Source organism: Paracoccus sp. (in: a-proteobacteria) (assembly GCF_032007265.1).
GTDB lineage: Bacteria > Pseudomonadota > Alphaproteobacteria > Rhodobacterales > Rhodobacteraceae > Paracoccus.
The window spans coordinates 18,143-41,359 of the sequence record NZ_DALZMB010000002.1 but is presented as its reverse complement, the minus strand read 5'-3'; the positions used below and the strand labels follow the sequence as shown (position 1 = coordinate 41,359).

Here is a 23,217-nt window from a genome sequence, read left to right as displayed (position 1 = left end):
CCGGCGGCTTTTCAATAGCGGACCTCTTCCGATCCATAGTTCCCGGCATGGTCACGCCAATCCACGAAGACCGAGCGCCAGGAATAGCTGCGGCAATGCTCCGGCACCGCGAGATCAGATGCCTCCGGGACAGCGGCCACCGAGGATCTGGCCCAACCGTAGTCGCCTTGCGTGCCATAGGAGCCGAGACGGGTGGAATCGCTGCGAATGCAGTCGCCATCGCGGTTTTGATGCTGGCTGAACTGGATGTGATAAACCCGGATGCTGCGCACGAAGTCGAAAGCATCGCCGGAGATGTCGATATCGGCCTGCTCCAGGGCCTGCGCGAGGGTCAGACCCGGCACGTCGATAGGGATGGGCAGGGTACTTTCAAGCGGCTCGCGGAACGCAATGTCATAGAGCCGCTCCATCGGGCTGAGCGGCGCATCGCCACCGAGGGATGCGCCCATCGGGCAGCGCCAAATCTGCAGCGGTGGCTCGACCGGCCAGGGCGTGATGCGGCGAATGAACTCGGCGCGGGCCCGCGCGCAGGGGACAGAGGCTGGCCATCCGCCGGCGAGGCACAGAAGGATGGCGCAGTCGATCTGGTAGGTCTGTGCCTGGACGGAGGAAGGGCTCGAGACTGCGGCGGTCAGGGCCAGAGAGGCTGTCAAAACGGTGGTTCGAAGGGCAGGGGACATGGAGGCGACTCGCTCAGTTACCCCCTATCGCTACGATACACCACTATTGAATGCAATATTCTTGCATTGCTTATCGCATGGCTGACGCGTCCGATCTTCGGCTCAGTGTCCCACCACGCTCTGGAAACGCCCGTAATCCTGACTGACCTCCTGTGCCTCGGAGAAGGCCCGGGCACGCTCGGCATCGAGGCAGCGGAAATACTCCTGCACCGCGGAGATGTAGCCCTCGAAGTCCTCCCGGATCAGATCGGCATAGGCCCGTACATCGGCCGGGTCGCTTGGCAACCATGGCCGTTCAGGGGGATCGCATGATGCTAAGGCGGCGGAGCAACTCACCATGATCGCGACAAGGCAGGATATCAGGCGCAGCTTCACCATGTTTCGGACGAGGCCCCGTCATTGCTTTGATTTGCCACAGTCTTGGGCTATCCACCTTTATGGAGCGATGATCTGCCGTCAAGGCATCAAATAATCATTGCCATCAATAATGGTGTAATGCTACGGCTATGGTGATTTGATTCCCCATGGCCTGACCCATTCTATGGAGAGGAGCCGCGGGGAGACCATGTTAGAAGACGCCCCGAATGTGGTTACAGAAGACGGATTGCGACAGCTGCTCGCCCAGGGCTATTCGGCCGAAGTGGTCTGTCGGACCGCGGCCGAGAAGCGCCTCAACGCCTGGTACGGCTCCTGGTATGTGCGGGCCATCGGCCCTTCGGGCGGCGATGAGAAGATCGTCGTCACCAGCCGCAATTACATCAAGGCCCGTGAGTTCAAGACCGTTGCCGGGCTTGTCAGCTTCCTCTCGGATATCGGCATGCGCACAGCGCATATTCCGCTCGAAGAAGGGGGACGTTCTCTCCACCAACTGCCAGAGCCCGCGCCCGCGCAGCAGGGCTGAGGCTTCATCCCTTCTTCTGGCCCTCTGCGTCCTTGCCGCGTTCGCTCCGGCTGGCGCGAACGCAGAGGGCTTTGTCTTTCGGGTGGCGCTGGACGGCCAACTGGCCACGGTGTCATCCGATACTGGCTTCATGCGCCAGTTCGGCGCCGAGAAGCCGGAGCGGCTCTTCCTCTTTTCAACACCGCGGGATGATGGTGACACTGGTGCCAGTGACGCCGCGCCTCGGCCCGCCTCCGCCAGTCCCGAGATCCTGCAAGGCATAGAAGACACCGCGCTGCGCTACGGTGGCCATGCCGCGCTGAGGCGGGCGGGGCTGTCTGTTACCGACTGGGCACTCTTCTATCGGGCAAATATCGAGGTCGAGAGCGCCTATAACCCCTCCGCGCTCAGCCATGCCGGTGCAATCGGCCTTGGCCAGCTGATGCCCGACACCGCCAGCTTTCTCGGGGTCGATCCGAATGACTGGCGGCAGAATCTCGACGGATCGGCCCGTTATCTCCTCCTGATGCTCGAGACCTTCGGCACGCCGGAACTGGCGCTAGCCGCCTATAACGCCGGACCCGAGGCCGTCAGCCGCCACGGCGGCATCCCCCCCTATGTTGAGACCCAGGGCCATGTGGCCCGTGTGCAGGCCGTTTATGCGCGGCTGAAAGGAACGAGTTGATGAAGTCCCCTTCCGTCACGGCTGTCATGGCGATGGCCTTTGTGATGCTCGCAGGTCCTGCGCTGGCACAGAGCATCGACCTCTCGCCGGTGCAGACACTGCTGCAAGGCATTGTCGATGCCATCACCGGCCCCCTGGGCATCGTGATCGGCACGCTGGCGCTGATCGGGGTCTTTCTGTCCTGGCTCTTCGGCATTCTCGATTTCCGCCAAGCCCTTTGGGTGCTGGTGGCGATTGCCGGCATTGCCGCCGCGCCGACCATCGTTGCCGCGATCTGGACCACCTGAGGTCTCGGCATCATGGCGGAACAGTCGCGCGTCTTCATCGGCCTCTTGCGGCCCCCCAAGCTGATGGGGCTGCCGATCATGTATGCCATGGTCTGGCTCTTTGGCTGGTCGATGCTGTTCCTCTCGGTCCAGAGCTGGATCATCGCTGTGGCGGCCGCGGTTGCCTGGCCGCTTCTGTGGAAGGCGGCGGATTGGGACCCGAACTTCCTCGATGTGCTGGTGATCACGCTGCAGGAAACCCCGCCGACCCGGAACCGCAAGCATCACGGGGGAGACAGCTATGCCCCGTGATGCCGTGAGCGCCACAGCGGATAGCGCCAATTTGGTCGCCGATCCGATCTCGGCGATGCCGATCTGGGTCGGAAAGGAGAAGTGGCTCGCACATATGCTGCCCTATGTCAGCCTGGTCGCCGGCAACACGATCCGCACTCGGGGAAATGAGCTGATGCAATGTATCCGGCTTGAAGGGGTGAACAGCACCACGTCCGAGGACAGCCATCTCGACCGTATCGGGTCGCTGCTTGCGGGTGTGGTGGCACAGGTCGGGACGGAGTTTTCCTTCTATCTGCACAAGGTCTCAAAGGCGGTGGACACGCGACTGCCGCCAATGCCAGGCGACGGGTTCGCAGCCGCGGTAGACGCGCGCTGGCAGTCGCAGTTGTCGAAGAGCGGGCTGCGCGACAAAACCCTCACGCTTTCGATCCTGAAGCGCCCCGAGCCGGGCAGCCGAATCCCCTTCATCGCAGCGGCCTCGCGCGCCCGCCTGGCAGCCGACTCTGTGCGGCGCCTGCGCAAGCTCGAGGAGGTGGTAGGTTTCATGCTCTCCAGCTTTGCCGATCTGAAGCCGCGCGTGCTGAGGGCCGAGAGCGGGGAATTGCTGGGCTTCCTCGGCAGCCTGAACACGGGCGAGGAGCACCCTCTCTTCCCGGCCTCGCGCCTCGGCATCCTCGCCGAGGACGTGGCCAACACGCGCGTGACCTTCCGCAGCGCAGAGATCCATCTGACTGATGGCGCCGTGGGCGACAAGTTTGGCGCGATCTTTGCCGTCAAGAACTACCCGGCCAAGACCGACAGTCTGATGCTCGATGAGTTGAACCTGCCGGTCGATATGGTCGTCACCCATTCCTTCGTGCCGATCAACTCCAACATCATGGCGGGCCGGATCAAGCGCCAGCTTCGGCTGATGCAGGCTGCCAATGATGGTGCGGTCAGCCTCGCGCAGGAGCTGGAGCTGGCGCAGGACGATCTGGAATCGAAGCGCCTGATCTTCGGCGAACACCATATGACCGTGGCGGTCTATGCCAGATCCCGGGCCCATCTCGACGATATCTGCGCCGAGATCCGCAACATCTCGGCCAGTTCCGGCATCAACCTCATCTCGGAAGGCTTTGGGTCGCGCGCGCATTACATGGCGCAGCACCCGGGGAACACCGGCGCGCGGAGCCGCAAGGCGGCGATCACTAACCACAATTTCGCGGATCTCGCGACCTTCCACCGCACCCCACTTGGGAAGACCGGTGAGGAACTGCCCTGGGGCGTGCCGATCACGCTGTTTCCAACCCCGGAGCGCAGCGGTTTCCGGTTCAGTTTCCATGAACAGGGCTCGCCTCTGAAAGAGCCGACCGGCGGGCACACCCTGATCCTCGGACGTCCCGGTTCCGGCAAATCGGTGCTGGCTGCGTTTCTGATGACCATGGCCCGCCGGGCCGGGGCACGGCTCTTCATCTTCGACTACCGCGCCGGGATGGAAATGGCGGTCCGCGCTCTCGGCGGCAGCTATGCCACCGTACGCGCGGGCAAACCCACCGGGCTGAACCCACTTCAGACCGAGATCGACAATCGAGGTCAGGCTTGGCTTGCCGATTGGCTGGCGACGCTGCTTGAGCGCCGCGACCGGCCGCTGACCCCGGTTCAGACCAACCGCCTGCAGGAGGTCGTGCGCCAGAACGCCGGCGCCGACCACGCGGGCCTGCGTAACTGGTCAGACTTCGCCTCACTGCTGGTCTCGACCGATGATGACGGCGATCTCTTCGAGCGGATGCAGGAATGGACCGAAACCGGCCGCTATGGCTGGATCTTCGGGGCCAACCCGCAAGACAGCTTTTCGCTCGGCGGCGAGGTGTCCGGCTTCGATCTGACCGGGATTCTCGATTCCGAGAGTGAGCGCGAGCGGATGGCCGTGCTCTCCTACCTTTTCCGCCGGGTCGAGCGGGTTATCGAGGACCGACGCCCGACAGTGATCTTGATCGATGAGGCCTGGAAAGCGCTCGACAATGGCTACTTCGCGGACCGGCTGAGCAACTGGCTTGTCACCGCCCGCAAGCAGAACGCGGTCGTTGTGATGATGACCCAATACGCGAGCCAACTCGAGCGCACGCGCACCGGCAAGACCATTGTCGAGGCGGTGCCGACACAGATCCTGCTGCCAAACATCCGCGCCAGCGCGGCCGATTACGCGATGCTCGGTCTCAGCGAGAAGGAACTCGATGTCCTTCTGGGTGTGGGTACCGCATCGCGTCTCGCGCTGGTGCGCGACGATCGTGGCTCGGTTGTCATCGATGCCGATCTCTCAGCCCTCGGCCCTCTCGTGACCGTCCTTGGCGGGATGGAGAAGGGCGAGCAACTCGTGGGGGCGGATTACCGCGACCGCCCTGATTTCTGGAAGGAGAAGTCGTGATGTCTCGTGTAACTGGTGCCCGGTTTCTTCATCTTCCCGTCCTCGGCAGTCTCCTGCTCCTTGCCGCTTGTGCAGGCGGGCAGGCCCCACGGGCCAATTGCTTCAGTTTCGCCGAGCGTCCTTCCGGCGTCACGGTCTCGACCATGGGCGGTGAAGTGTCGCGAGCGGCAGACCCCTGCGCCTTCACTCTGATTGGCGCGGCGGACTGACGGTATGGCCCGGATTCTGGCACCGTTCCTGTCCCAGGCTCTGATCGGCATTTCTCTGGCACAGCCCTTGGGCGCGCAAGGCGTACCGACCTTTGACGCTCAGGGCTTTGCCAGAACGGCGGCGACGATCGCACAGCGGGATCTGGACATCGCGTTGCAGCGGGATCGGCTGAGCCGGGAAGAGGAACTGGCCGAAATTGAGCGCCAGCAATTGGCCTCATTGGAGAACATCCTTGGCGCCATGACTGTCGGCGCCAGTGTGTCCGTTGGTGCGAGTGTGGCCGCGCTGGAGGCCGGGAACGGGGGAGAGACGGCTGCATCGGCGCTCTTTGCGCCCGAAGACGGCAACCCCGCCGCCACCCGCCTGTTCGGTGACGCCCGCGAAACGGTCGAAGAGCTGATCATCCGCGGAGCCCGCGACACCTACTCTCTTTCCGGCGTGTCGCGCGCTGGCCTGACGCCGGTGCAATGGCGCTGCCTCCTTCAGGCTCTGATTTGGCAGGAAAGCCGCTTCCAGATCGGCGCTCAGTCCGGCGTCGGCGCTTTCGGCCTGACCCAGATCATGCCCGGCACCGCCGGCGATCTCGGCATCTACCCGGCCTATTATGAGGATCCCTATCTGCAGGTGACCGGCGGTGCACGCTATCTCGCGCAGATGCTCGGCATGTTCGATGGCAACATCATCCATGCACTTGCCGCTTACAACGCCGGGCCCGGCCGCGTGCAGCAATACAGCGGCGTGCCGCCTTTCGCCGAGACTCAGAACTATGTCGTGGTCATCCCGGCGCAGTACAACCGATATCTCGCCATGGTGGGCGGTCCCGATGCGCTCGGCATCATCGATCCCGTGCTGCTGGCCAATGCGAGCTTCAGCCTCTCGGCGCATGGATCCGGCGTCTATGGCGACTATTCCATGGTGTCGGTTCAAGTCGCAGCGCAGCGCTTACATGACATAATTAGGCTTATCGGAGCGACTGAAGACGTGCAGGCGTCCATCGCCCTGAACACCTATGCGCGTGCCGAGCTGGCCCGGATCGTTGCCATCCGCACCCGGCTCAAAGCGGCGCAGACCCAACCCTTGAGTGACGAACAGATCGCGCTGGCCGCTGCACAGGCGGCCGAGCGGCGGTTCATGGATTTCCGATTGGAGGATTTGCGATGAGACGGTTTCTGATCAGCACGGCACTTTGTCTCGGTCTCGCCAGCGGCGCCTCGGCCCAGGGCGTGCCGACGGTCGATACTCAGAACATCGCCCAGGAAATCCGTCAGCTGCAGCAGATGCTGGAAGATTTCGGGATCCAGAGCGACATCTTCGAGAATGCGCTCGAGCAGCTGGACATGCTTCAACAACAGTTCGACCAGTTGCAGAGCATGTATGCCTCGCTGACCGGCCCGCGCGAAATCCTCGGCCTCATCATGGGCGGCGAGTTGGACCAGCTTCTCGAGGCAAAGTTCGAGAACATCCCCGGCCTGATCCGCGGCATCCAGCGAGGCGATTGGAGCAATCTGCTCGGGGTCACCGCGGGGCCGATGCGCACCCAGATGCAGCAGGCCTTGGCGAGCGCGGGTTTTGACGAAGATTCCCTGCGCGAGATCGCCACCAGCGGCAATCCCGGCGCCGAGGGCATTGCGACAAGGGCTACGACCGGCGCGGTGCTCTCGGCGGCAGCGCAGAACAGCCATACGGAGGCGGCGCAATCGCTGGCGCGGGTCGAGCGCCTTGTCGCGATGATCCCCGATATGGAGGATTTGAAGGCGTCGATGGACCACAACACCCGCGTCACGGCGGAACTGGCGATTGCCATGACCCGGATGTGGGAGCTGGAGGCGATCCAGACGATCGGCGCGGGCAATGCCGGCGTGGTCGATGCCGCGACCATCGCCGAAGAGCGGCGCTACATGGATTTCACCATGCCGAGCCTCGAATGACGGCGGGTACGAGCATGGCCGTGCGTGAGGTCGTCGAAGAAGAGCTGGTTTACGGCGCGCTGCGCCGGGAGCGCCAATGGCGGGTGATCGGTCTGTCCGGGGCCGGTTTTGGGGTTCTGGGCTGCCTTGCCGCGGCGGCCGTCGCGATCTTCGTTGAGCCGCCCCTGCCCGTGGTGGTGCCCTATGACCCGGAAAGCGGTCTCGCCTTGCCGAACGCCACTGTTCAGGCCGTGCGACTGTCCGAGCGGCCGGCGGTGATCGAGTCCCAGATCTACCGCTACATCCTTGACCGCGAGATCTACAACCAGCTCGACAACGATCTGCGGGTCAACCGCGTTCTGGCGCAATCCATCGGCGCGGCCGAGGCCAGCATGCGGGCGATGTGGACCAGCGGCCAGGAGAGTTTCCCTCCGACCCGCTACGGCGCCACTTCTGAGATGGCGGTCGAGATCGCCAGCATCACGTTGATCGGTGAAAACCGCGCTCAGGTCCGGCTGCGCAAGCGCCTGACCAGCCCGCAGGGTGGCCAGGTCGGGCTCTTCACCGCAACGCTTATGTTCGAGTTTCGCCCGGAACGCGCTCGCAGCATCGACGATGTCTGGCAGAACCCTTTCGGCTTCACCGTCACTCAATATGCCATCAGATCGGATCGGTCGGAATGAAGCTCGCCCTGCCCCGCCTACTCCTCCCTTCCAGCCTTTTGTCCGCCGTCCTGATCGTCGCAGCCCTGCCCGCGTTCGCCGAAACCACACCTCGGGCCGGATCACATGACAGTCGGGTCCGGGTTGCGGCCTGGACCGAAGGTCAGGTCTACCGTGTGGTCACCAATCTGACCCGCGTGACCTCGATCGAGTTTGGCGAAGGGGAAACCATTCGCTCTATCATCGCAGGCGACACGGTGGGTTTTCAGTTCGACGGCGTGCCCGGTGGCCGGGCCTTCGCCATCAAGCCGGTGGCGTCGAATGTGGCGACCAATATCACCGTCTATACCAACCGGCGCTCCTACTACTTCCATGTCGTCGAGGCGCGCGAGACCCCGCATTATGTCGTGCAGTTCCGCTACCCAGATGCCGCCACGCCTGCAATCAATGCTGTCGCTGCGGGTGCTCCAAACAGCAACTATGCCGTGAGCAGCCAGACCGAGTTCACGCCAACTGCCGTTTGGGATGATGGCACCTTCACCTATTTCCGCTTCCCGCGGAACGCGCCCATCCCTGCGATCTTCCGCTGGACGGGTGGCCGGGAGCGAACGGTCAACTCCGTTGCACAAGAAGAGGGCGTGATCCGGGTCTCGGGCGTTCACCGCCAATGGGTTTTGCGCCTTGGAGAGGAGGTCATCTGCATCCAGGACATGTCAGGCGCTGAGGGCGCGGCATCGTCATGAGCAGTGATCCTGACGACCTTGCCACTCGCCTCAAAGCCATAGAGGCTTCCACAGGGAACCGTAAAGCGCCCGCCCACCCCTCTCTCTTTGCGGCCCTGCTCGGCAGCGCCGCCATTCTGATGATCGGTGGACTGGGCTGGATGCTGATGCAGCCAAAGCCCGAGCCCAGTTTGCCCACCGCTGCAGCTGAAGAATTCCAAAGCGCCGGGTCAGGCTTCGGCGAATTCCCCGCGACTCCGGTTCCAGAACCTGCTCCGGCGCCCGCGCCGGTTCCTGAAGGGCCAAGCGCTGCAGAGCTCGAGCTGCGAGAAACGCTTGGGAGATTGCAAGCCGAACTGGCCGAATTGCGCGCGCGCCCCGTAGAGACGGGCGATCCAGCGGCACAGGCAGCCATCGCGGATCTGACAGCACAACTGGCGGCACTGGACGCCTCGAACGCGGAAGCCCGCGGCGCTCTTGAGCGGCAGCTCGTCGAGCGGGACCGCGAGCTGGAGCGCATTCGCATGGATCTTGAGATTGCCCGGCTTGGAGCGCCCGGCACCGGCGAGGAAGATGCAAGGCTTGCCGAACTCGAACGCCGGCGGGCCGCCGAGGCAGCCGCGCGCGAGGCCCGCATCACCTCCCCCATGCTTGCCTGGTCCGGTGTGGGTGGGGGAGCGAACGGGGAATCCGAGGTCGAGGCTGCCCGGCTGAGCGCCGACGAGGCCTTCGTGCGGGGTGGCGCGGCGGCGGCGCCCATGACCCGCGCCGAAATCATCGTGAACCCCGGTCATACCGTGGTGCAGGGCACCATGATCCAGGCTGTGCTGGAAACCGCCATGGACAGTACCTTGCCCGGTGTGATCCGTGCTGTGGTTTCGGAAGATGTGCATTCCTTCGATGGCACCCGCATCCTGATCCCGCGCGGTGCCCAGCTGATCGGACGCTACCGCTCCGAGGTATCCTTGGCGCAATCCCGGGTGATGGTCGGCTGGGACCGGATCATTCTGCCCGACAACCAAACCGTCCAGATCAGTGCTTTTGGCGGTGATGAGCTTGGCCGCTCTGGCGTCACCGGCGATGTCGACAGCCGCTTCGGCACCCGGTTTGGCTCTGCCGCTCTGATCTCCCTGATCGGAGCGGTTCCCGCAGCGGCTGCGGCGAGCATCGATGACGACACGACCTCGGACGCGGCAAGCGATGTGGCGACGGACCTGCGCGATGCCAGCCGCAGCGTGATGCAGGACTATCTCTCGATCCGTCCGGTGATCCGCGTGCCGCAGGGAACGCGCATCACCGTGATGGTCGACCGCGATCTGGAGATCCTCTGATGGCGGCAAGCTATCTCGAAGCCTCGCTGGCACGGCTGGGGGATCCGATCCGCCGCCCTGATGTGATCGAGATCTGCATCAACCCCGATGGCCGGGTCTGGGGCGAGTTCCAGGGCGATCACTTCATGCGAGACCTGGGTCAGCCGCTCACGCAGATCGAGATCCGCGACCTTGGCAACCAGATCGCCTCGGCGGCGAACACGACGCTGAGCAACCGCAAGCCGATCGTGTCGGTCAGCATTCTTTGGGGGGATCGTCCGATCCGGGCACAGGTGATCCAGCCGCCGGCGGTCGAGGGCGGTTTTTCCATCTCGCTGCGCTTCTTCTCGACGCTTCCCCTCGAGCAGATCAGGCTGGGGTTCCTTTACGGGCGCGAGCGCAGCCTCGAAGGATTGCGCAAGGAACGCAATCTTGCCCTTCGGAAGGTGGTGGCGTCGGGCGACATCGAAGCTGCGCTGCGCTTTTGCGTCGAGAACAAGCTCAACATGATCGTCTCTGGTGGAACCTCGACCGGCAAGACCGTCGCCGCCCGCAAGATCATCTCCCTGGTCCCCGATGAAGAGCGCATCCTGACCATCGAGGAGGCGGCCGAACTCAGGCCCGAGCAGCCGAATGTCGTGACGCTGATCTCGGACCGGGAATCTGACGCGCGCAGCGCCGATGCGCTCCTGACCTCGACCCTGCGCATGCGGCCGGATCGGATCGTTCTGGGCGAGGTGCGCGGCAAGGAGGCTATGACCTTTCTCGAGGCGATCAATACCGGACATGGCGGATCTCTGACGACGCTTCACGCCGAGACTCCGCAACTCGCCGTCCGGCGTCTTGCCATCGCGGCGCTGAAGACGGACCTTCCAATGACCTATGCCGACATGATCACCTACATCGAAGGCTCGATTGACGTGATCATTCAGGCTGGCCGCCATGAGGGGGCCAGAGGCATCACCGAATTCTACCTGCCCGGCATTGGTTCGGTAGAGGCCTCCTCACGCCTTGCCGCTGAATGATGAAAGGAAACCCCATGCGTGTTCTCGTTCTCGCCGCCGCCGTCTGCACCGTCGCCCTTCCGGCGATCGGCCAGGCGCCCGTCACCAACGATCTGACGCCGACCCTTGAGCCACAGCGCTACCGGATCTGCAACGACAGGCCGGAGCGGCCAGCATGGGCGGATGAGCTCCATATCCGGGAGGCATGGAAGGGTCTGACATTGCGACACCTTTATGAGCTGCGCGCCTGGGAAAACATCGCGTCGAGCCAGGACTGTTCATGCGGAACCCGCTTCCCTGACTGGACGCTGGCCGATGAAGAGTACCGGGAGCGGTACTTCGCGCTCAGCCAAGGGGAGCAGACTGCCTTGCGCAGCGGATTCATGGCGGCTCAGCGTTTGCTGGAAGACCAGGTGCGCGTGATCTGCGAAGCGCAGGGCAACTGGTAGTGGGCGTTGTCAGCTGGATGGTCGGTTCGGCCGATAGCTTCCTCGCCTCGGCTGCGGAATCGCAGTTTGGGGCGGTGGCGAGCAATATCGGTACGATCACCCTGCTGATGGTCACGCTCTCCCTGATCGGCCTCTGCATCAACATGGCCTTCCAGTATCGCAGCATGGATGGCGCGACCTTCTTCTGGTACCTGCTGAAACTGACCCTGATCGGGTTCTTCGCCTTCAACTGGACCCGCTTCAACGCGGTGGCGAACGCCGTGATCGGCGGCCTGGACTATATCGCGGGTGCCCTGGTCTCTTCGGTCGGCGGCGGCGGAGCTGGCGCAACGCACTTTGCCGGTGAGTTCGACAATCTGATTGAACAGTTTTCGGCCTATCTGAACGCGATCGGCAATAATCTGGGTTGGATGACAGGCGCGATCCTGGGCGGCATTGGCCTCATCCTGCTCAGCATCCTCGGTTTCATGACAGGGATCGTGCTGATCTTCGCCAAGATGATGCTCTCGCTGATGCTGGGTCTGGCACCGGTGATGATCGCGCTATCGCTGTTTGATGCGACCAAGGACTTCTTCCACCGTTGGGTCTCGACCACCGTCAGTTATGCCTTCTACCCGGTGGTCATCGCGGCGATGTTCTCGACCGTGGTCGGGATGGCGAATGCCTTGCTGGACCAGGTTGGCGATCCAGCCTCGGCGACAAATATCGGCTCACTCATCCCCTTCTTCGTCATGATCTTCCTGGCGAAGGGCTTCGTCGCAGCCACGCCGCTGATCGTGCGCGGACTGTCGGGGAATTTCATGGTCGTGGCAGGACCAGCGGTTGCAGCCGGGACTGCGGCCATGACCCGCGGCATGCTGAATACGCGCGGCGTGCAGGCGCGCGAGCGAATGGGAAATCTCAGCACCGGCGAAATGGTCGGCCGTCAAATCGCCCAGAATGCACCTGCCGTGAAATCCGCGGCTCTGGCCGCCGGCGGTCAGATCGTCCGGGTCGCTGAGAGGGCCCGGCGGCTTGGGAAGTAGCCGCCCATATGGGCGGTCCGGCCTTTGAAACCAGTATCGTAACGAGGAGAGATGAGATGCTGTACACCTTCGCGGAATTCCAGATTCAGGGCTATGTCGGCCGCAGAACCGAGCTTGGAGGCGGCAAGGTCCTAAAGGTCAGCATCGCCGCAACCGACAGCTGGAAGGACAAGGACAGCGGCGAGCTGCGCGAGCGCACCGACTGGAACACCGTCACCCTTTTTGAGCGCAGCACGGCGGGTTTCGCCTGGCTGAAGGAGAACCTGAAACCCGGCGACCTCGTGCATGTGAGGGGGCGGATCGGCGAGAGCAATTACGAGAAGGACGGGCAGACTGTCTACGATACCTCCCTCACCGCTGATCGCTTTGCGGTCGTTCCGGTCGGGAAGGATGGGTAAGGGTTGCATTGCCATCAGCCATCGCAGCGGCCTTTTGCAGCAGATGTATCTCGCTGGCTATTCTGGCCGCCAACTGCCATGCTGGCTGCGTCTGCTGCTGGCCGGCTCGTAGCTGGCACCGGGCGTGGTTGCTCGGGCGATTGGGCTGATTCGTTGAGAATGGGATAGGGCGCGGACCGGGTACTCCTACGAAAATGGGTCTGGTCACCTACGCCGGTCCCGATCAGCAGCATATCTTTCTCAGCCGTCCGTGCTGACGCCCCGTTGTTCCAGTCAGATTTCCTCACCCCGCCAAAGTGCGCCGGGCGGATCGACCTGGACAGTCACATGGTCGATGTCGTGACGTGCCTTCAGCCAATCAGCCACAAGCGCGGGCAAGGTTAGTGGGTCGCATCCCAGAGCCGGGGTCACATGGACGGTTGCCACAACGGTCTCATCTGTCAGCGTCCAAGCATGGAAGTGACCCGCTTCCGCCAGTTCCGGGAGGCCGCTCAGAGCTCGCTCTGTTTCACGAGGATCAATGCCTTTCGGAACCGCCTGAAGCAGGATGCGGATTGAATCCGCAACGAGTGTCCAGGCCGAGCGGACCACCAGGATAGCAACCAGCACCGACAAGATAGGATCAAGCACTGTCCAGCCGGTCAGCATGATTCCGATCGCCGCCGCAACCGCCCCTACAGACCCGAGCAGATCGCCGATAACATGCAGCATGGCCCCGCGCAGATTACCGTCGCCCTGTCTTCCTTTCGAGAGGATCCAAGCGCCTGCGAGATTGACGAGCAGGCCTACTATCGCCACGGCAAGCATCGGTCCGGCCAGCACCTCAACCGGCTGATTGAGGCGCCGAATGGCCTCCCACACGATCCAGGCGACAAGCAGTAACAGACTGGCTCCGTTGGCGAGGGCTGCCAAAACCCGGACGCGGTGAAACCCGTAGGTCCGCATGCCGTCCGCAGGTCGCCTCGCAACACGATATGCGATCAGCGCGAGCAAAAGCGCCGCGGCGTCAGAAACCATATGGCCCGAGTCGGCGATTAGGGCGAGAGACCCCGATATCCAACCGCCCGCTGCCTGCACCGCAGCATATGCTGCAGTAAAGAAGAACACAAAACGGATGCGCCGTTCGTTGTCACGAGTGACAGGCTGACTGTGATTGTGACCGTCGCCCTCGTCATGTGCCCGGGTGGTCATGTGCATAGAATCCTGTTCACAACGAGTAGAAAACCCCACCACAGAACATAGTCATACTTACTATGAGCACACCGCTAGCGGGTATCGGATTGGGGCCGGTTTCTGCGGAAGAATCAACACTCCTCTCCCGATGGTCAATCTTCGGGGTAGCCTGAAGTTCGCCGATCTTCGCTCATTTCAAACCACATCGCATTGATGACCGCGAACATTGCCGCCACGGGGAGTCCAAGCATCCAGGCGAAATACCACATTCCGTTCTCCTTTTCCGAGTTAATAGGCGTTGGGGTTTTTGGTCAACTCGTCGGCACCGACCTTGCCCCAGAGCACTTTGTATACCCATGCCGTATAGGCGAGGATGATCGGCATGAAGAATAGAGTTGCTACCAACATGATGAACAGCGTCTGATGTGACGACGAGGCATTCCAGACAGTCAGCGACGAGCCTGGATCAAGCGAAGAGGGCAGGATGAACGGAAACATCGTCAGCCCGACTGTTGAGATCACCCCAAAGATCCCCAGCTTCGATGCCAACAGTGACCAGCCGCCAGCACCGCGCGAAAGACCAAAGGCGGCAAGTGCGATCCCGACCACCCCGAGGACCGGTGCAACCGCGATCCAGGGTCGGGTTCGGTAGGCCTCAAGCCAGGAACCGCCCCGAGCCATTGCGGTCAGGTGTGGATTGGAAGGGCCAGCGGGCTCGATGTCGCCCACGTAGTGATAGGCGGGGATGCCATATGCAAGCCACAGACCGGCCAGCAGGAAACCGGCCACCGCAAGCAGCCCGGTGATCGCACCGATCCGGCGCGCGCGGATGGCTACCATGCCCTCGGCTTTGAACGACAGCCAGGCTGCGCCGTGGGTGACAAGCATGGTCAGACTGACCGCTCCCACAAGCAAGGCAAACGGGTTGAGAAGCGCGAGAAGCTTCGTCACTGCATTCCCCGGGTAAAGGGGAACCATCATTTCGGTGATCTGGAATGGCACGCCCTGCAGCGCATTGCCGACCGCCACACCAAAAGTCAGTGCAGGAACGGCACCGCCGATGAAGAGCGCCCAATCCCAACGGGTCCGCCACTTTGGATCCTCCTTCTTGTTGCGATATTTGAAACCCACAGGCCGCAGGATCAGCGCGGCAAGGATCAAAAACATAGCAAGGTAGAACCCGGAAAAGCTGACCGCATATAGCGGGGGCCATGCGGCAAAGATCGCGCCGCCACCAAGGATGAGCCAGACTTGGTTGCCCTCCCAGACCGGCCCGACGGTATTGATGGCGATCCGCCGTTCGACATCGGTTTTGGCCGCGAATGGCAAGAGCGCTCCCACGCCCATGTCGAAACCGTCGGTCATTGCAAAACCGATAAGCAGGACGCCAAGAAGCACCCACCAGATCAGGCGCAACGTCTCGTAGCTGATGAGTTCATGCAAGATCATGCTGGTGTCACTCCGCTGGCTTGATATCGGTGGCAAGCACGCCGGAAAGGCGAGCCCGGTGGGTCTGGTTCCACGCATCGGTTTCGGCCGTATCGAGCACCGGCCCCTTGCGGATCGCGGCCAGCATCAATCGGATCTCGATCACCAGAAGAACGGTATAAAGCGCGACAAAGCCCGCCAGCGTGATCAACAGGTCCAGGACGGAAAGGCGGCTTGCCGAGAGGAAGGTTGGTAGAAGTCCGTCCACCGTCCAGGGCTGGCGACCGAATTCGGCGACGAACCAGCCGGCCTCGATGGCAATCCAAGGGACCGGGATCATCCAGACCGCTGCATGGAGCACCCATGAAGGATAGCGACCTGCCCGGAAGTTCGTACGCCAGAACATGTAGGCGAGGAAGCCGAGCATCAGGAAACCGGCACCCACCATGATCCGGAAACTCCAGAACAGCGGCCAGACGGTGGGGATGGTGTCGACGGCGGCCTGTGCGATCTGTGCCTCGGTCGCATCTCGCGGGTCTTCTACATAGCGCATCAGCAGCATGCCGTAGCCGAGATTGCCACCATTCGCCTCGAAGGTTTCGCGCACCTCGGACGGTGTCGCCCCTCGCTGCTCGCGGATGGTCTGCAACGCGTCCCAGGCGACAATACCCGAGCGCACGCGCTCCTCTGATTGCTTCACCAGGTCATCAATTCCGGTGATTTCTTCAGTCAGCGATCGCGTGCCGATCAGCCCCATCACGTACGGAATATGGACAGCGTAGCGAGTTTCGCGGGCCTCCTGATCTGGCACGCCGAAGACAGTGAACGAAGCCGGCGCTTCCTGCGTTTCCCACATGCCCTCCATCGCGGCGAGTTTCATGCGCTGCGCATGGGTGGTCTCGTAGCCGCTTTCATCACCCAGCACGATCACCGCCATTATCGAGGCCAGACCGAAAGAACAGGCCACCGTGATCGAGCGACGGGCCAACTCCGTGTGACGACCTTTGAGCAGATACCAACTCGAGACGCCGATGACGAAAATGGCGGCCGCGACATAACCCGCGCTGACCGTATGGACGAACTTCGCTTGGGCGACCGGGTTGAAGATGACCTCGAAGAAGTTCTCGACCTCCATCCGCATCGTGTCGGGGTTGAACACAGCGCCAACCGGGTTCTGCATCCAGCCATTGGCTATCAGGATCCAGAGCGCCGAGAAATTTGTACCGATTGCGACACACCAGCCCACGATGCAATGCGCGCGCGCCGATAGGCGGTCCCAACCGAAGAACCACAGCCCCACGAAAGTCGCTTCCATGAAGAAGGCCATCAGACCCTCAAGCGCAAGCGGCGCGCCGAAAACATCGCCTACATAGACGCTGTAATAGCTCCAGTTCATACCGAACTGGAATTCCATCGTGATCCCGGTAGCGACGCCCAGCACAAAGTTGATGCCGAAGAGCGTGCCCCAGAATTTCGTCATCTGCCGCCAGATCGGACGACGGGTCATGACATAAACCGTCTCCATAATTGCGACGAGCAACGACAGACCAAGGGTCAGCGGAACAAATATGAAATGATACATGGCCGTCACGGCAAATTGCAGTCGTGACAGGTCGACGACATCAAGCACCATTCGGGGCCTCCTTTCTGAAAGGGGCGGTGCCCATTGAACTGTGTGGAAGGGGGAGATCTGTATTCCGCGAAGGTGGCGGCAGTCGCAGACGAAGGTCGGCACCTGCCAGATCGCTCTCGCGGTGGGAAACAATGATGATGCCTGCCTCAGGCAGGGCCTGACGCAGGCCGGCAAGGACGGCCGCGGCATTGGTTGGGTCAAGCCCTTCTGTCGGTTCATCGACAAGGAGGATGTGCGGGCGGCGCAGCACCGCGCGGGCGAGCGCAAGACGGCGCGTCTCTCCGCCCGACAGCCCCTGCCCGCGTTCACCCAAGGGGCGCAACAGCCCCGCATCCGCATCCGCCATACAGGCAAGAGAAACCGCGTGCATGGCTTCCCTGAGGCTGTCGTCGCTCGCATCCGGCGCGGCGATGCGCAGGTTTTCGGTAAGAGTGCCTGCGACCAGCGTCGGGCGCTGCAAGACCAGCGCCAGCGTCGCGCGCAGGGCGGGTTCGGGCCAGAGCGACAGGTCGTGGCCCAAAAGGCTCACCTCTCCCGGCCGGGTTGGCGCCAGCCCCGCCAGCAGGTCAAGCAAGGTGGATTTTCCGGCCCCCGAGGCTGCCTGGATTGCGATTGTCTCGCCCCGCCCAAGGGTAAAGCTTACCGGCCCGCTCAGGATACGCCCCGCATCGGGCGTGCGGATCACCAGATCGCGCACCTCCAGCAGCTGTGCCTTGGGGTCGATGGCGGGCGGCGTGGATGCCACAACCCCAACGGGAGCGGACGGCGCAAGATGGCGGGCCGCAAGTTCGATCCGTCCGCGCTCAGACCAGCCGCGCCACATAAGCCGCAGGCATTCGGTCAGCGCCAGATTGATCAGGATCACCATCAACAACAACGGCGGTGGGAGATGCAGGCCAAGGCTGAGCGTGGCGAAAATTGCCAGACCGGGCGTCAGCTGGATCACCACCCCCGCCAAGCGCCCGGCAAAATCGCTCTGCTGGCGTGCAAGAACGGCGCGGGTGATTGCTGTTTTCGTTTCACTCAAAAGACGCGGCAGCAACCCCTGCATCAGAAGATCGCCCCGGAGTCCCAAAAGGCCGGCTGCACGCGCCCGGATGGCCTGCAAGGCGGCCTCTTCGCGTCTGGCATGGCCCTGCTGCGCAGGACCGGCCAGCCGCGCAAGGCAAATCACGCCGATCCCCCAGACAGCGGCGGTCACCAGCGCCAAGCTTACTCCGGCGGCCAGCCAGATCACCAGCAGGCCGATCGCGAGCGCTATCGCTGCCGAGATCGTGGGAAAGACCAGCCGGATCAGCACTCCTTCCAAGGCCTCTACATCCGAGATCAGCCGATTGAGCAGCCGGGGGGAATGCCGACGCCGCAACTGACCGACCGGCAGCGCGCCTATCTCCCGAAACAGCCGCAACCGCAGCCGTTCAAGCGCGCGGAGGGTGGCGTCATGGCCCAAAAGACGCTCGCCATAGCGTGAGGCGGCACGGATCATCGTCAGGGTGCGGATACCGCCAGAGGGGCGCAAAAAGTCAAAGACCAGACCCATACCGGCCAACCCGGACATTGCCGAGGCGGCAATGAACCATCCCGAAAGCCCCAGCAAAAGCGCTCCCGCCACCGGCACAAGCGCCGCAAGCAAAGCGGCTCGGCGCAGGTGCTTGCCGCTGCCCTCGTTCAGTTCGCGGATAATGGCGATGAGCTGCTTCATGCAGCCCGCCCCGCCCCGCCAAGGTCAATGCCATGGTCCATCGCCGCGATCAGGCGGCGGTCATGGGTCGCAATCAAGAGCGCTGTGCCGGTCGTGCGCAGCGCCAGCAGGGCACGGGTGATCGCCTGCGCGGCCTCATGGTCAAGATCGGCAGTCGGTTCATCGGCGAAAAGCAGGATTGGCGGGGCCAAAAGCGCCCGCGCGATCAAAAGCCTTCGTGCCTCTCCGCCGGAGACACCACCCCCGGCCTCGCCAAGACGGGTAGCGAGCCCTTGCGGCAGTATCCTGACAAGGTCGCCGAGCTGCACTTTCCGCAACGTCGCCTTCAGATGCTCATCGTGCGCATCCGGGTCCGCCGAACGAAGCCAGGCGCCAAGGCTCATCGCCGGAAAGCGGGGCTGTTGCGGCAACCAGCCGAGGCCCTGACGCAACCAGGCGGCGCTTGCCGCGTTCAGTTGAGTGTCGCCGTACGTGATCATCCCCTCGGCAACTGGTAGCAACCCGGCAAGTGCGGCGAGAAGGGTGGACTTCCCACTGCCACTCGGGCCGGTCACAGCGATCGAGGCCCCGGGCATAATCTGCCCGGCCGGCAGGCGGATCAGGGCTCCCGGTGCAGACGAAATCACCAGGTCCGTCCACACAAGCGGCATCGGGGTCCTGGCTGATACTGCCGAAATTTGCTCCGCACCAAGGATACGGGGCCCGTCTTGAGCCAAAGAGCGCCGAGCTTCGTCGAGCACCGCGAGGGCTGCGGCCCGATCATGCCAGGCCGACGCTAGGTCGCGCATCGGCTGATAAAATTCCGGCACGATCAAAAGCACAAAGATCGCGCCGAAAACGCTGATCTGTCCGCCCCACCCACCCCATGAGACAAGGCCAAGCAACGACGTTCCCATCTGCACCGCAACCATCGCCACGCCGAGCGATGCCATGAGCTCGAGAACGGTAGAGGACAGGAACGCTAGCCTCAGGACCTTCATGACCCGTACTCGCAGGCCTGTTGATCGCGCCACAAGATCGGCCTCGGCGAGGTGTGTCGCGCCAAGCAGTCGGAAATCCGCAAGCGCCGCGATCCGGTCGGCAAGGACACTGTTTAACGCCCCGGCCTCGACCAGATGATCGCGGGACGCGGCTTGTGCAGCATAGCCGATCAGCATCATGAAAACCGGAATGAGCGGCCCGGTAACAGCCAGTGCGAGCGCCGCCGTCCAGCTTTGGCTAAGGACCAGCAGCAAAATCACGATCGGTATCACCCGCGCGCGCGCCATCGCCGGCACAAACCGCTCGAGCCAGGGCCGAAGCATTGCCGATTTCTCGCCGATCAAGGCCGCCTGTGCAGCTGAGTCCTCGCTCGCCCCAAAAGGAGATCGCCAAAGCAACGACGTCAGCATTTTCAGGCGCAGATCTGCGATGGCTCTGGTCGCGTGTTCCTGAAGACTTCTCTCTGCCAGCCAATCCATAATTGCGCGCAATAAGCAGAGAAAGAGGAAAAGCGGTGCCGCAATCCAAGGCGGTGTTTGGGCCATAATTAATGCAGATACGACCCAAGCGATGAGTGCCGCCTGTGCTGGCCACAAAAGCGCGGAGCAAACGGAAAGCAAGGTTGCAATCCGATTTTCATGAAGACTTGACAATTGCGTTTCCACACAATTGTCAGTCCGATTGGTTCGGTCAGGTATCACCGTTTTGTCCGCAGCATCAATCTGCGAGGCATTCCTTTTGAATGCCCCTTGCAGTTTCAGACCCTAGACCTCACCTGCGGCGTCACATTTTGCTATTGGACATTATGTCACTGACAATCTGTCGCGGCATTTGATGTTCAATTTTTCGCTACACCTCAAAATCTGACCGTTTGATATGGTCTTCAACAAAACGTCAGAGGCATGAGCGAAAAATCTCTTGAAGCTATAGTTGCTCGAGGTTGTACCTGAATGATTCGATGAGACCAGATGAGACCAGTTGACCCGGATCTGAACGGGCAGGAGACCTTGAATGAGCAGCCCGGCGCGGCACGAATGGACGGTTGGCGGCATGGATTGTGCCGCCTGTACGGTCAAGGTAACCAAAGCGATCGAGCGCCTGCCAGGTGTCAGCGATGTGAAGGTTGCTTTGATGACCGAGCGGCTGACACTGAACCTAGCGCCCGAAACCACCGGTACGGCTCAGATTGAGGATACGGTCAGGCGGCTCGGCTTTCAGATTGCGCCCCGCGTGACACCGGGGCGGGGCAGCCCGGACACGACGGCCACGAAGACGCCACATGTGCATGGTCCGGGTTGCGCAGACCATGATCACGGCAGCCATGAGAGTCACAATCATGGCGCTGAAGGTCACCACGGTCATGATCACGGTGATGATGGACATGTTCTTGGGCCTGATTGTAAAGGGCACAGCCATGACGGTCCCTCAAATACGGGGCTCTTAGCGGCGCCTGCCGGCAGAGACGCCGACGCGGGCCATGGCGGTCCGGGCCATGTGCACGACGACCCGGCAGATCGCGGCAAGGCGTGGTATCAGACGCGCAAGGGCCAGTTGGTGATCTTCACCGGCGTCCTGCTCGCACTCGCCTGGGTGTTCGAACTGCTGACCACCGCAGAATATGGCTATTGGGCCTTTACCCTGGCCTGTGTGATCGGCGTCGCCCCGGTGGCGAAACGCGCCTTCGAGGCATTGCGCCTGGGCCAGCCCTTCACCATTGAAAGCCTTATGACCATCGCCGCCGTGGGCGCGCTGTTCATCGGCGCGGCTGAAGAGGCCGCGTTGGTCGTCTTCCTGTTCGCCGTGGGCGAGGTTCTGGAGGGTGTGGCCGCTGGCAAGGCACGCGACAGTATTCGCGCACTGGCAAATCTTGTCCCCAAGACGGCGCTTTTGGAGGTAAACGGCAAGACCCGCGAGGTTGCAGCCGAAAGCCTTGCGATTGGCGCTCGCGTGCTCGTTCGCCCCGGTGACCGCATTCCGGCCGATGGCGAAATCGTCGAAGGCACCTCCGGCATCGACGAAAGCCCGGTGACCGGGGAAAGCGTCCCGGTCACGCGGGGGCCGGGCGAGTCGGTCTTCGCCGGTTCGATCAATACCGAAGCCGCCTTGCGAATCTCGGTCACCAAATCCGCCTCTGACAATACTATTTCGCGCATCATCAAGCTGGTCGAGGAGGCCGAGGAAGCCCGTGCGCCGACCGAGCGGTTCATCGACCGCTTCTCACGCTGGTACATGCCCGCTATCGTCCTCGTCTCGGCACTGGTGATCCTGGTTCCGCCTCTGGCGACTGGTGCCGATTGGGACACCTGGATCTATCGCGGCCTTGCGCTGTTGCTGATCGGTTGTCCCTGTGCGCTGGTAATCTCGGTTCCGGCCTCCATCGCGTCATCCCTGTCGTCGGGCGCACGCAAGGGGTTGTTGATGAAGGGCGGAGCGGTCATCGAGGCGGCGGCCAATGTAAGCCGCATCGCCTTTGACAAGACCGGCACTCTGACCCATGGCAAGCCGAAGGTCACAGATATCTTGGCGGCTCCCGATGTGGCGGAAAGCGATCTGCTGGCCGTGGCCGCCGGGGTCGAGACCGGATCGTCGCACCCGCTGGCACAGGCGATCCTTCGCCGGGCCGAAGAGGGCGGTGTCGAGGCGCTGCCCGCGACTGACGCCCGTGCTATTGTCGGTAAGGGTGTCGAGGCGCTGGTTGGCGGCGCAAAGGCCTGGGTCTCGTCGCCTCGCCACGCCTCAGAGGTCGCCGGGATTGCGACAGGCCATATCCGCCGTGCGACGGAATTGGAGTCCGAGGGCAAGACGGTTGTTGTGGTGTTCCGTGAACGCCAGCCGCTGGGATTGATCGCGCTGCGCGATGAGCCACGCACGGACGCCGCCGAGGCGATGCGGCAGATCAAGGCTATGGGGATCGCGCCGGTGATCCTGACCGGCGACAACCCCCGCACGGCCGAGGCGATCGCGGGCCAGTTGGGCATGGAATACCGTGCCGAGATGATGCCCGAAGACAAGCTGAACGTGATACGTGAAATGGGCGGCCAAGGCGGCGTGATGATGATCGGTGACGGTATCAACGACGCACCGGCTCTGAAGCAGGCCGGGGTCGGTGTCGCAATGGGCTCGGGCACCGATGTGGCGCTGGAAACGGCGGATGCCGCGATCCTGCGCGACAGGGTGACGGATGTTCCAGCTCTGATCCGGCTGGCACGCGCGACGATGGGCAATATCCGCCAGAATGTAACGCTGGCGCTTGGGCTGAAAGCCGTCTTCCTGGTCACGTCGGTTCTGGGACTCACCGGGCTCTGGATTGCCATCCTGGCCGATACCGGCGCGACGGTTCTTGTCACGCTAAATGCCTTGCGCCTTTTGCGCTTTGATCCGGCCAAGGAGGGCTGAGAACGGTG

At 62.7% G+C, this 23,217-nt stretch carries 23 protein-coding genes; 15 read left to right on the top strand and 8 right to left on the bottom strand.

What is annotated here, in order from left to right; all coding sequences use genetic code 11:
• Positions 1-11: 11 nt before the first annotated feature.
• On the bottom strand, positions 12-680 hold the full coding sequence (locus RTS12_RS00925; RefSeq protein WP_035715006.1) for a hypothetical protein: 669 nt from the start codon (positions 678-680) through the stop codon (positions 12-14).
• Between the two features lie 102 nt (positions 681-782).
• Positions 783-1,019, bottom strand: a complete 237-nt coding sequence (locus RTS12_RS00920) for a hypothetical protein (protein WP_226937126.1) — start codon at positions 1,017-1,019, stop codon at positions 783-785.
• Between the two features lie 226 nt (positions 1,020-1,245).
• Here RTS12_RS00920 and RTS12_RS00915 point away from each other — a divergent pair, with 226 nt between their 5' ends.
• The 14 genes from RTS12_RS00915 to RTS12_RS00850 all read left to right on the top strand — a co-directional run bounded on the left by RTS12_RS00915 (position 1,246) and on the right by RTS12_RS00850 (position 12,896).
• Positions 1,246-1,581: a hypothetical protein gene (locus RTS12_RS00915; protein WP_312524714.1), complete on the top strand. Its 336-nt coding sequence runs from the start codon at positions 1,246-1,248 to the stop codon at positions 1,579-1,581.
• 82 nt (positions 1,582-1,663) lie between these two features.
• On the top strand, positions 1,664-2,245 hold the full coding sequence (locus RTS12_RS00910; protein WP_312524713.1) for a lytic transglycosylase domain-containing protein: 582 nt from the start codon (positions 1,664-1,666) through the stop codon (positions 2,243-2,245).
• A complete protein-coding gene (locus RTS12_RS00905) occupies positions 2,245-2,532 on the top strand; it encodes a TrbC/VirB2 family protein (protein ID WP_312524712.1) in 288 nt (95 codons plus the stop codon). Before RTS12_RS00910 ends, RTS12_RS00905 begins: the two co-directional genes overlap by 1 nt.
• Positions 2,533-2,544: 12 nt before the next feature.
• Entirely contained in the window at positions 2,545-2,823 is a 279-nt protein-coding gene (locus RTS12_RS00900) for a VirB3 family type IV secretion system protein (RefSeq protein ID WP_312524711.1), read from the top strand.
• Positions 2,813-5,209 carry a type IV secretion system protein B4 gene (locus tag RTS12_RS00895; protein WP_409455650.1) on the top strand — a complete coding sequence of 799 codons (2,397 nt, stop codon included), beginning with the start codon at positions 2,813-2,815 and terminating at the stop codon, positions 5,207-5,209. The genes RTS12_RS00900 and RTS12_RS00895 overlap by 11 nt, the downstream gene beginning before the upstream one ends.
• A gap of 213 nt (positions 5,210-5,422) precedes the next feature.
• Positions 5,423-6,580: a lytic transglycosylase domain-containing protein gene (locus RTS12_RS00890; protein WP_409455649.1), complete on the top strand. Its 1,158-nt coding sequence runs from the start codon at positions 5,423-5,425 to the stop codon at positions 6,578-6,580.
• Positions 6,577-7,347, top strand: a complete 771-nt coding sequence (locus RTS12_RS00885; protein ID WP_131389322.1) for a type IV secretion system protein — start codon at positions 6,577-6,579, stop codon at positions 7,345-7,347. Before RTS12_RS00890 ends, RTS12_RS00885 begins: the two co-directional genes overlap by 4 nt.
• Positions 7,348-7,361: 14 nt before the next feature.
• Entirely contained in the window at positions 7,362-8,009 is a 648-nt protein-coding gene (locus RTS12_RS00880) for a virB8 family protein (RefSeq protein ID WP_131389349.1), read from the top strand.
• On the top strand, positions 8,006-8,731 hold the full coding sequence (locus tag RTS12_RS00875) for a TrbG/VirB9 family P-type conjugative transfer protein (protein WP_131389320.1): 726 nt from the start codon (positions 8,006-8,008) through the stop codon (positions 8,729-8,731). The genes RTS12_RS00880 and RTS12_RS00875 overlap by 4 nt, the downstream gene beginning before the upstream one ends.
• The gene (locus RTS12_RS00870; RefSeq protein ID WP_131389318.1) at positions 8,728-10,041 is read left to right on the top strand and encodes a TrbI/VirB10 family protein; all 1,314 of its coding nucleotides are present in this window, start codon (positions 8,728-8,730) and stop codon (positions 10,039-10,041) included. The genes RTS12_RS00875 and RTS12_RS00870 overlap by 4 nt, the downstream gene beginning before the upstream one ends.
• Complete coding sequence (locus RTS12_RS00865) at positions 10,041-11,045, top strand: ATPase, T2SS/T4P/T4SS family (protein WP_131389316.1); 1,005 nt, start codon at positions 10,041-10,043, stop codon at positions 11,043-11,045. Before RTS12_RS00870 ends, RTS12_RS00865 begins: the two co-directional genes overlap by 1 nt.
• A gap of 14 nt (positions 11,046-11,059) precedes the next feature.
• Positions 11,060-11,473 carry a hypothetical protein gene (locus RTS12_RS00860; protein WP_165496661.1) on the top strand — a complete coding sequence of 138 codons (414 nt, stop codon included), beginning with the start codon at positions 11,060-11,062 and terminating at the stop codon, positions 11,471-11,473.
• Positions 11,473-12,498, top strand: a complete 1,026-nt coding sequence (locus RTS12_RS00855) for a type IV secretion system protein (protein WP_131389312.1) — start codon at positions 11,473-11,475, stop codon at positions 12,496-12,498. The genes RTS12_RS00860 and RTS12_RS00855 overlap by 1 nt, the downstream gene beginning before the upstream one ends.
• Positions 12,499-12,554: 56 nt before the next feature.
• Positions 12,555-12,896 (top strand): single-stranded DNA-binding protein, encoded by a 342-nt coding sequence (locus RTS12_RS00850; RefSeq protein ID WP_165496660.1) that lies wholly within the window; start codon positions 12,555-12,557, stop codon positions 12,894-12,896.
• A gap of 273 nt (positions 12,897-13,169) precedes the next feature.
• On the opposite strand, the gene RTS12_RS00845 is transcribed toward RTS12_RS00850, so the two are convergent.
• The 6 genes from RTS12_RS00845 to RTS12_RS00820 all read right to left on the bottom strand — a co-directional run bounded on the left by RTS12_RS00845 (position 13,170) and on the right by RTS12_RS00820 (position 20,478).
• Positions 13,170-14,093: a cation diffusion facilitator family transporter gene (locus RTS12_RS00845; protein WP_312524710.1), complete on the bottom strand. Its 924-nt coding sequence runs from the start codon at positions 14,091-14,093 to the stop codon at positions 13,170-13,172.
• Between the two features lie 128 nt (positions 14,094-14,221).
• The gene (gene cydX / locus RTS12_RS00840; protein WP_131389306.1) at positions 14,222-14,338 is read right to left on the bottom strand and encodes a cytochrome bd-I oxidase subunit CydX; all 117 of its coding nucleotides are present in this window, start codon (positions 14,336-14,338) and stop codon (positions 14,222-14,224) included.
• 19 nt (positions 14,339-14,357) lie between these two features.
• Positions 14,358-15,518: a cytochrome d ubiquinol oxidase subunit II gene (cydB, locus tag RTS12_RS00835; RefSeq protein WP_131389304.1), complete on the bottom strand. Its 1,161-nt coding sequence runs from the start codon at positions 15,516-15,518 to the stop codon at positions 14,358-14,360.
• Between the two features lie 7 nt (positions 15,519-15,525).
• Complete coding sequence (locus RTS12_RS00830; protein ID WP_131389302.1) at positions 15,526-17,130, bottom strand: cytochrome ubiquinol oxidase subunit I; 1,605 nt, start codon at positions 17,128-17,130, stop codon at positions 15,526-15,528.
• Positions 17,120-18,832 (bottom strand): amino acid ABC transporter ATP-binding/permease protein, encoded by a 1,713-nt coding sequence (locus RTS12_RS00825; protein ID WP_312524709.1) that lies wholly within the window; start codon positions 18,830-18,832, stop codon positions 17,120-17,122. The genes RTS12_RS00830 and RTS12_RS00825 overlap by 11 nt, the downstream gene beginning before the upstream one ends.
• The gene (locus RTS12_RS00820; RefSeq protein WP_131389297.1) at positions 18,829-20,478 is read right to left on the bottom strand and encodes an ABC transporter ATP-binding protein/permease; all 1,650 of its coding nucleotides are present in this window, start codon (positions 20,476-20,478) and stop codon (positions 18,829-18,831) included. The genes RTS12_RS00825 and RTS12_RS00820 overlap by 4 nt, the downstream gene beginning before the upstream one ends.
• A 346-nt stretch (positions 20,479-20,824) precedes the next feature.
• Between RTS12_RS00820 and RTS12_RS00815 the strand changes: the two genes are divergently transcribed.
• The gene (locus RTS12_RS00815) at positions 20,825-23,209 is read left to right on the top strand and encodes a heavy metal translocating P-type ATPase (RefSeq protein ID WP_131389295.1); all 2,385 of its coding nucleotides are present in this window, start codon (positions 20,825-20,827) and stop codon (positions 23,207-23,209) included.
• Positions 23,210-23,217: the final 8 nt, after the last annotated feature.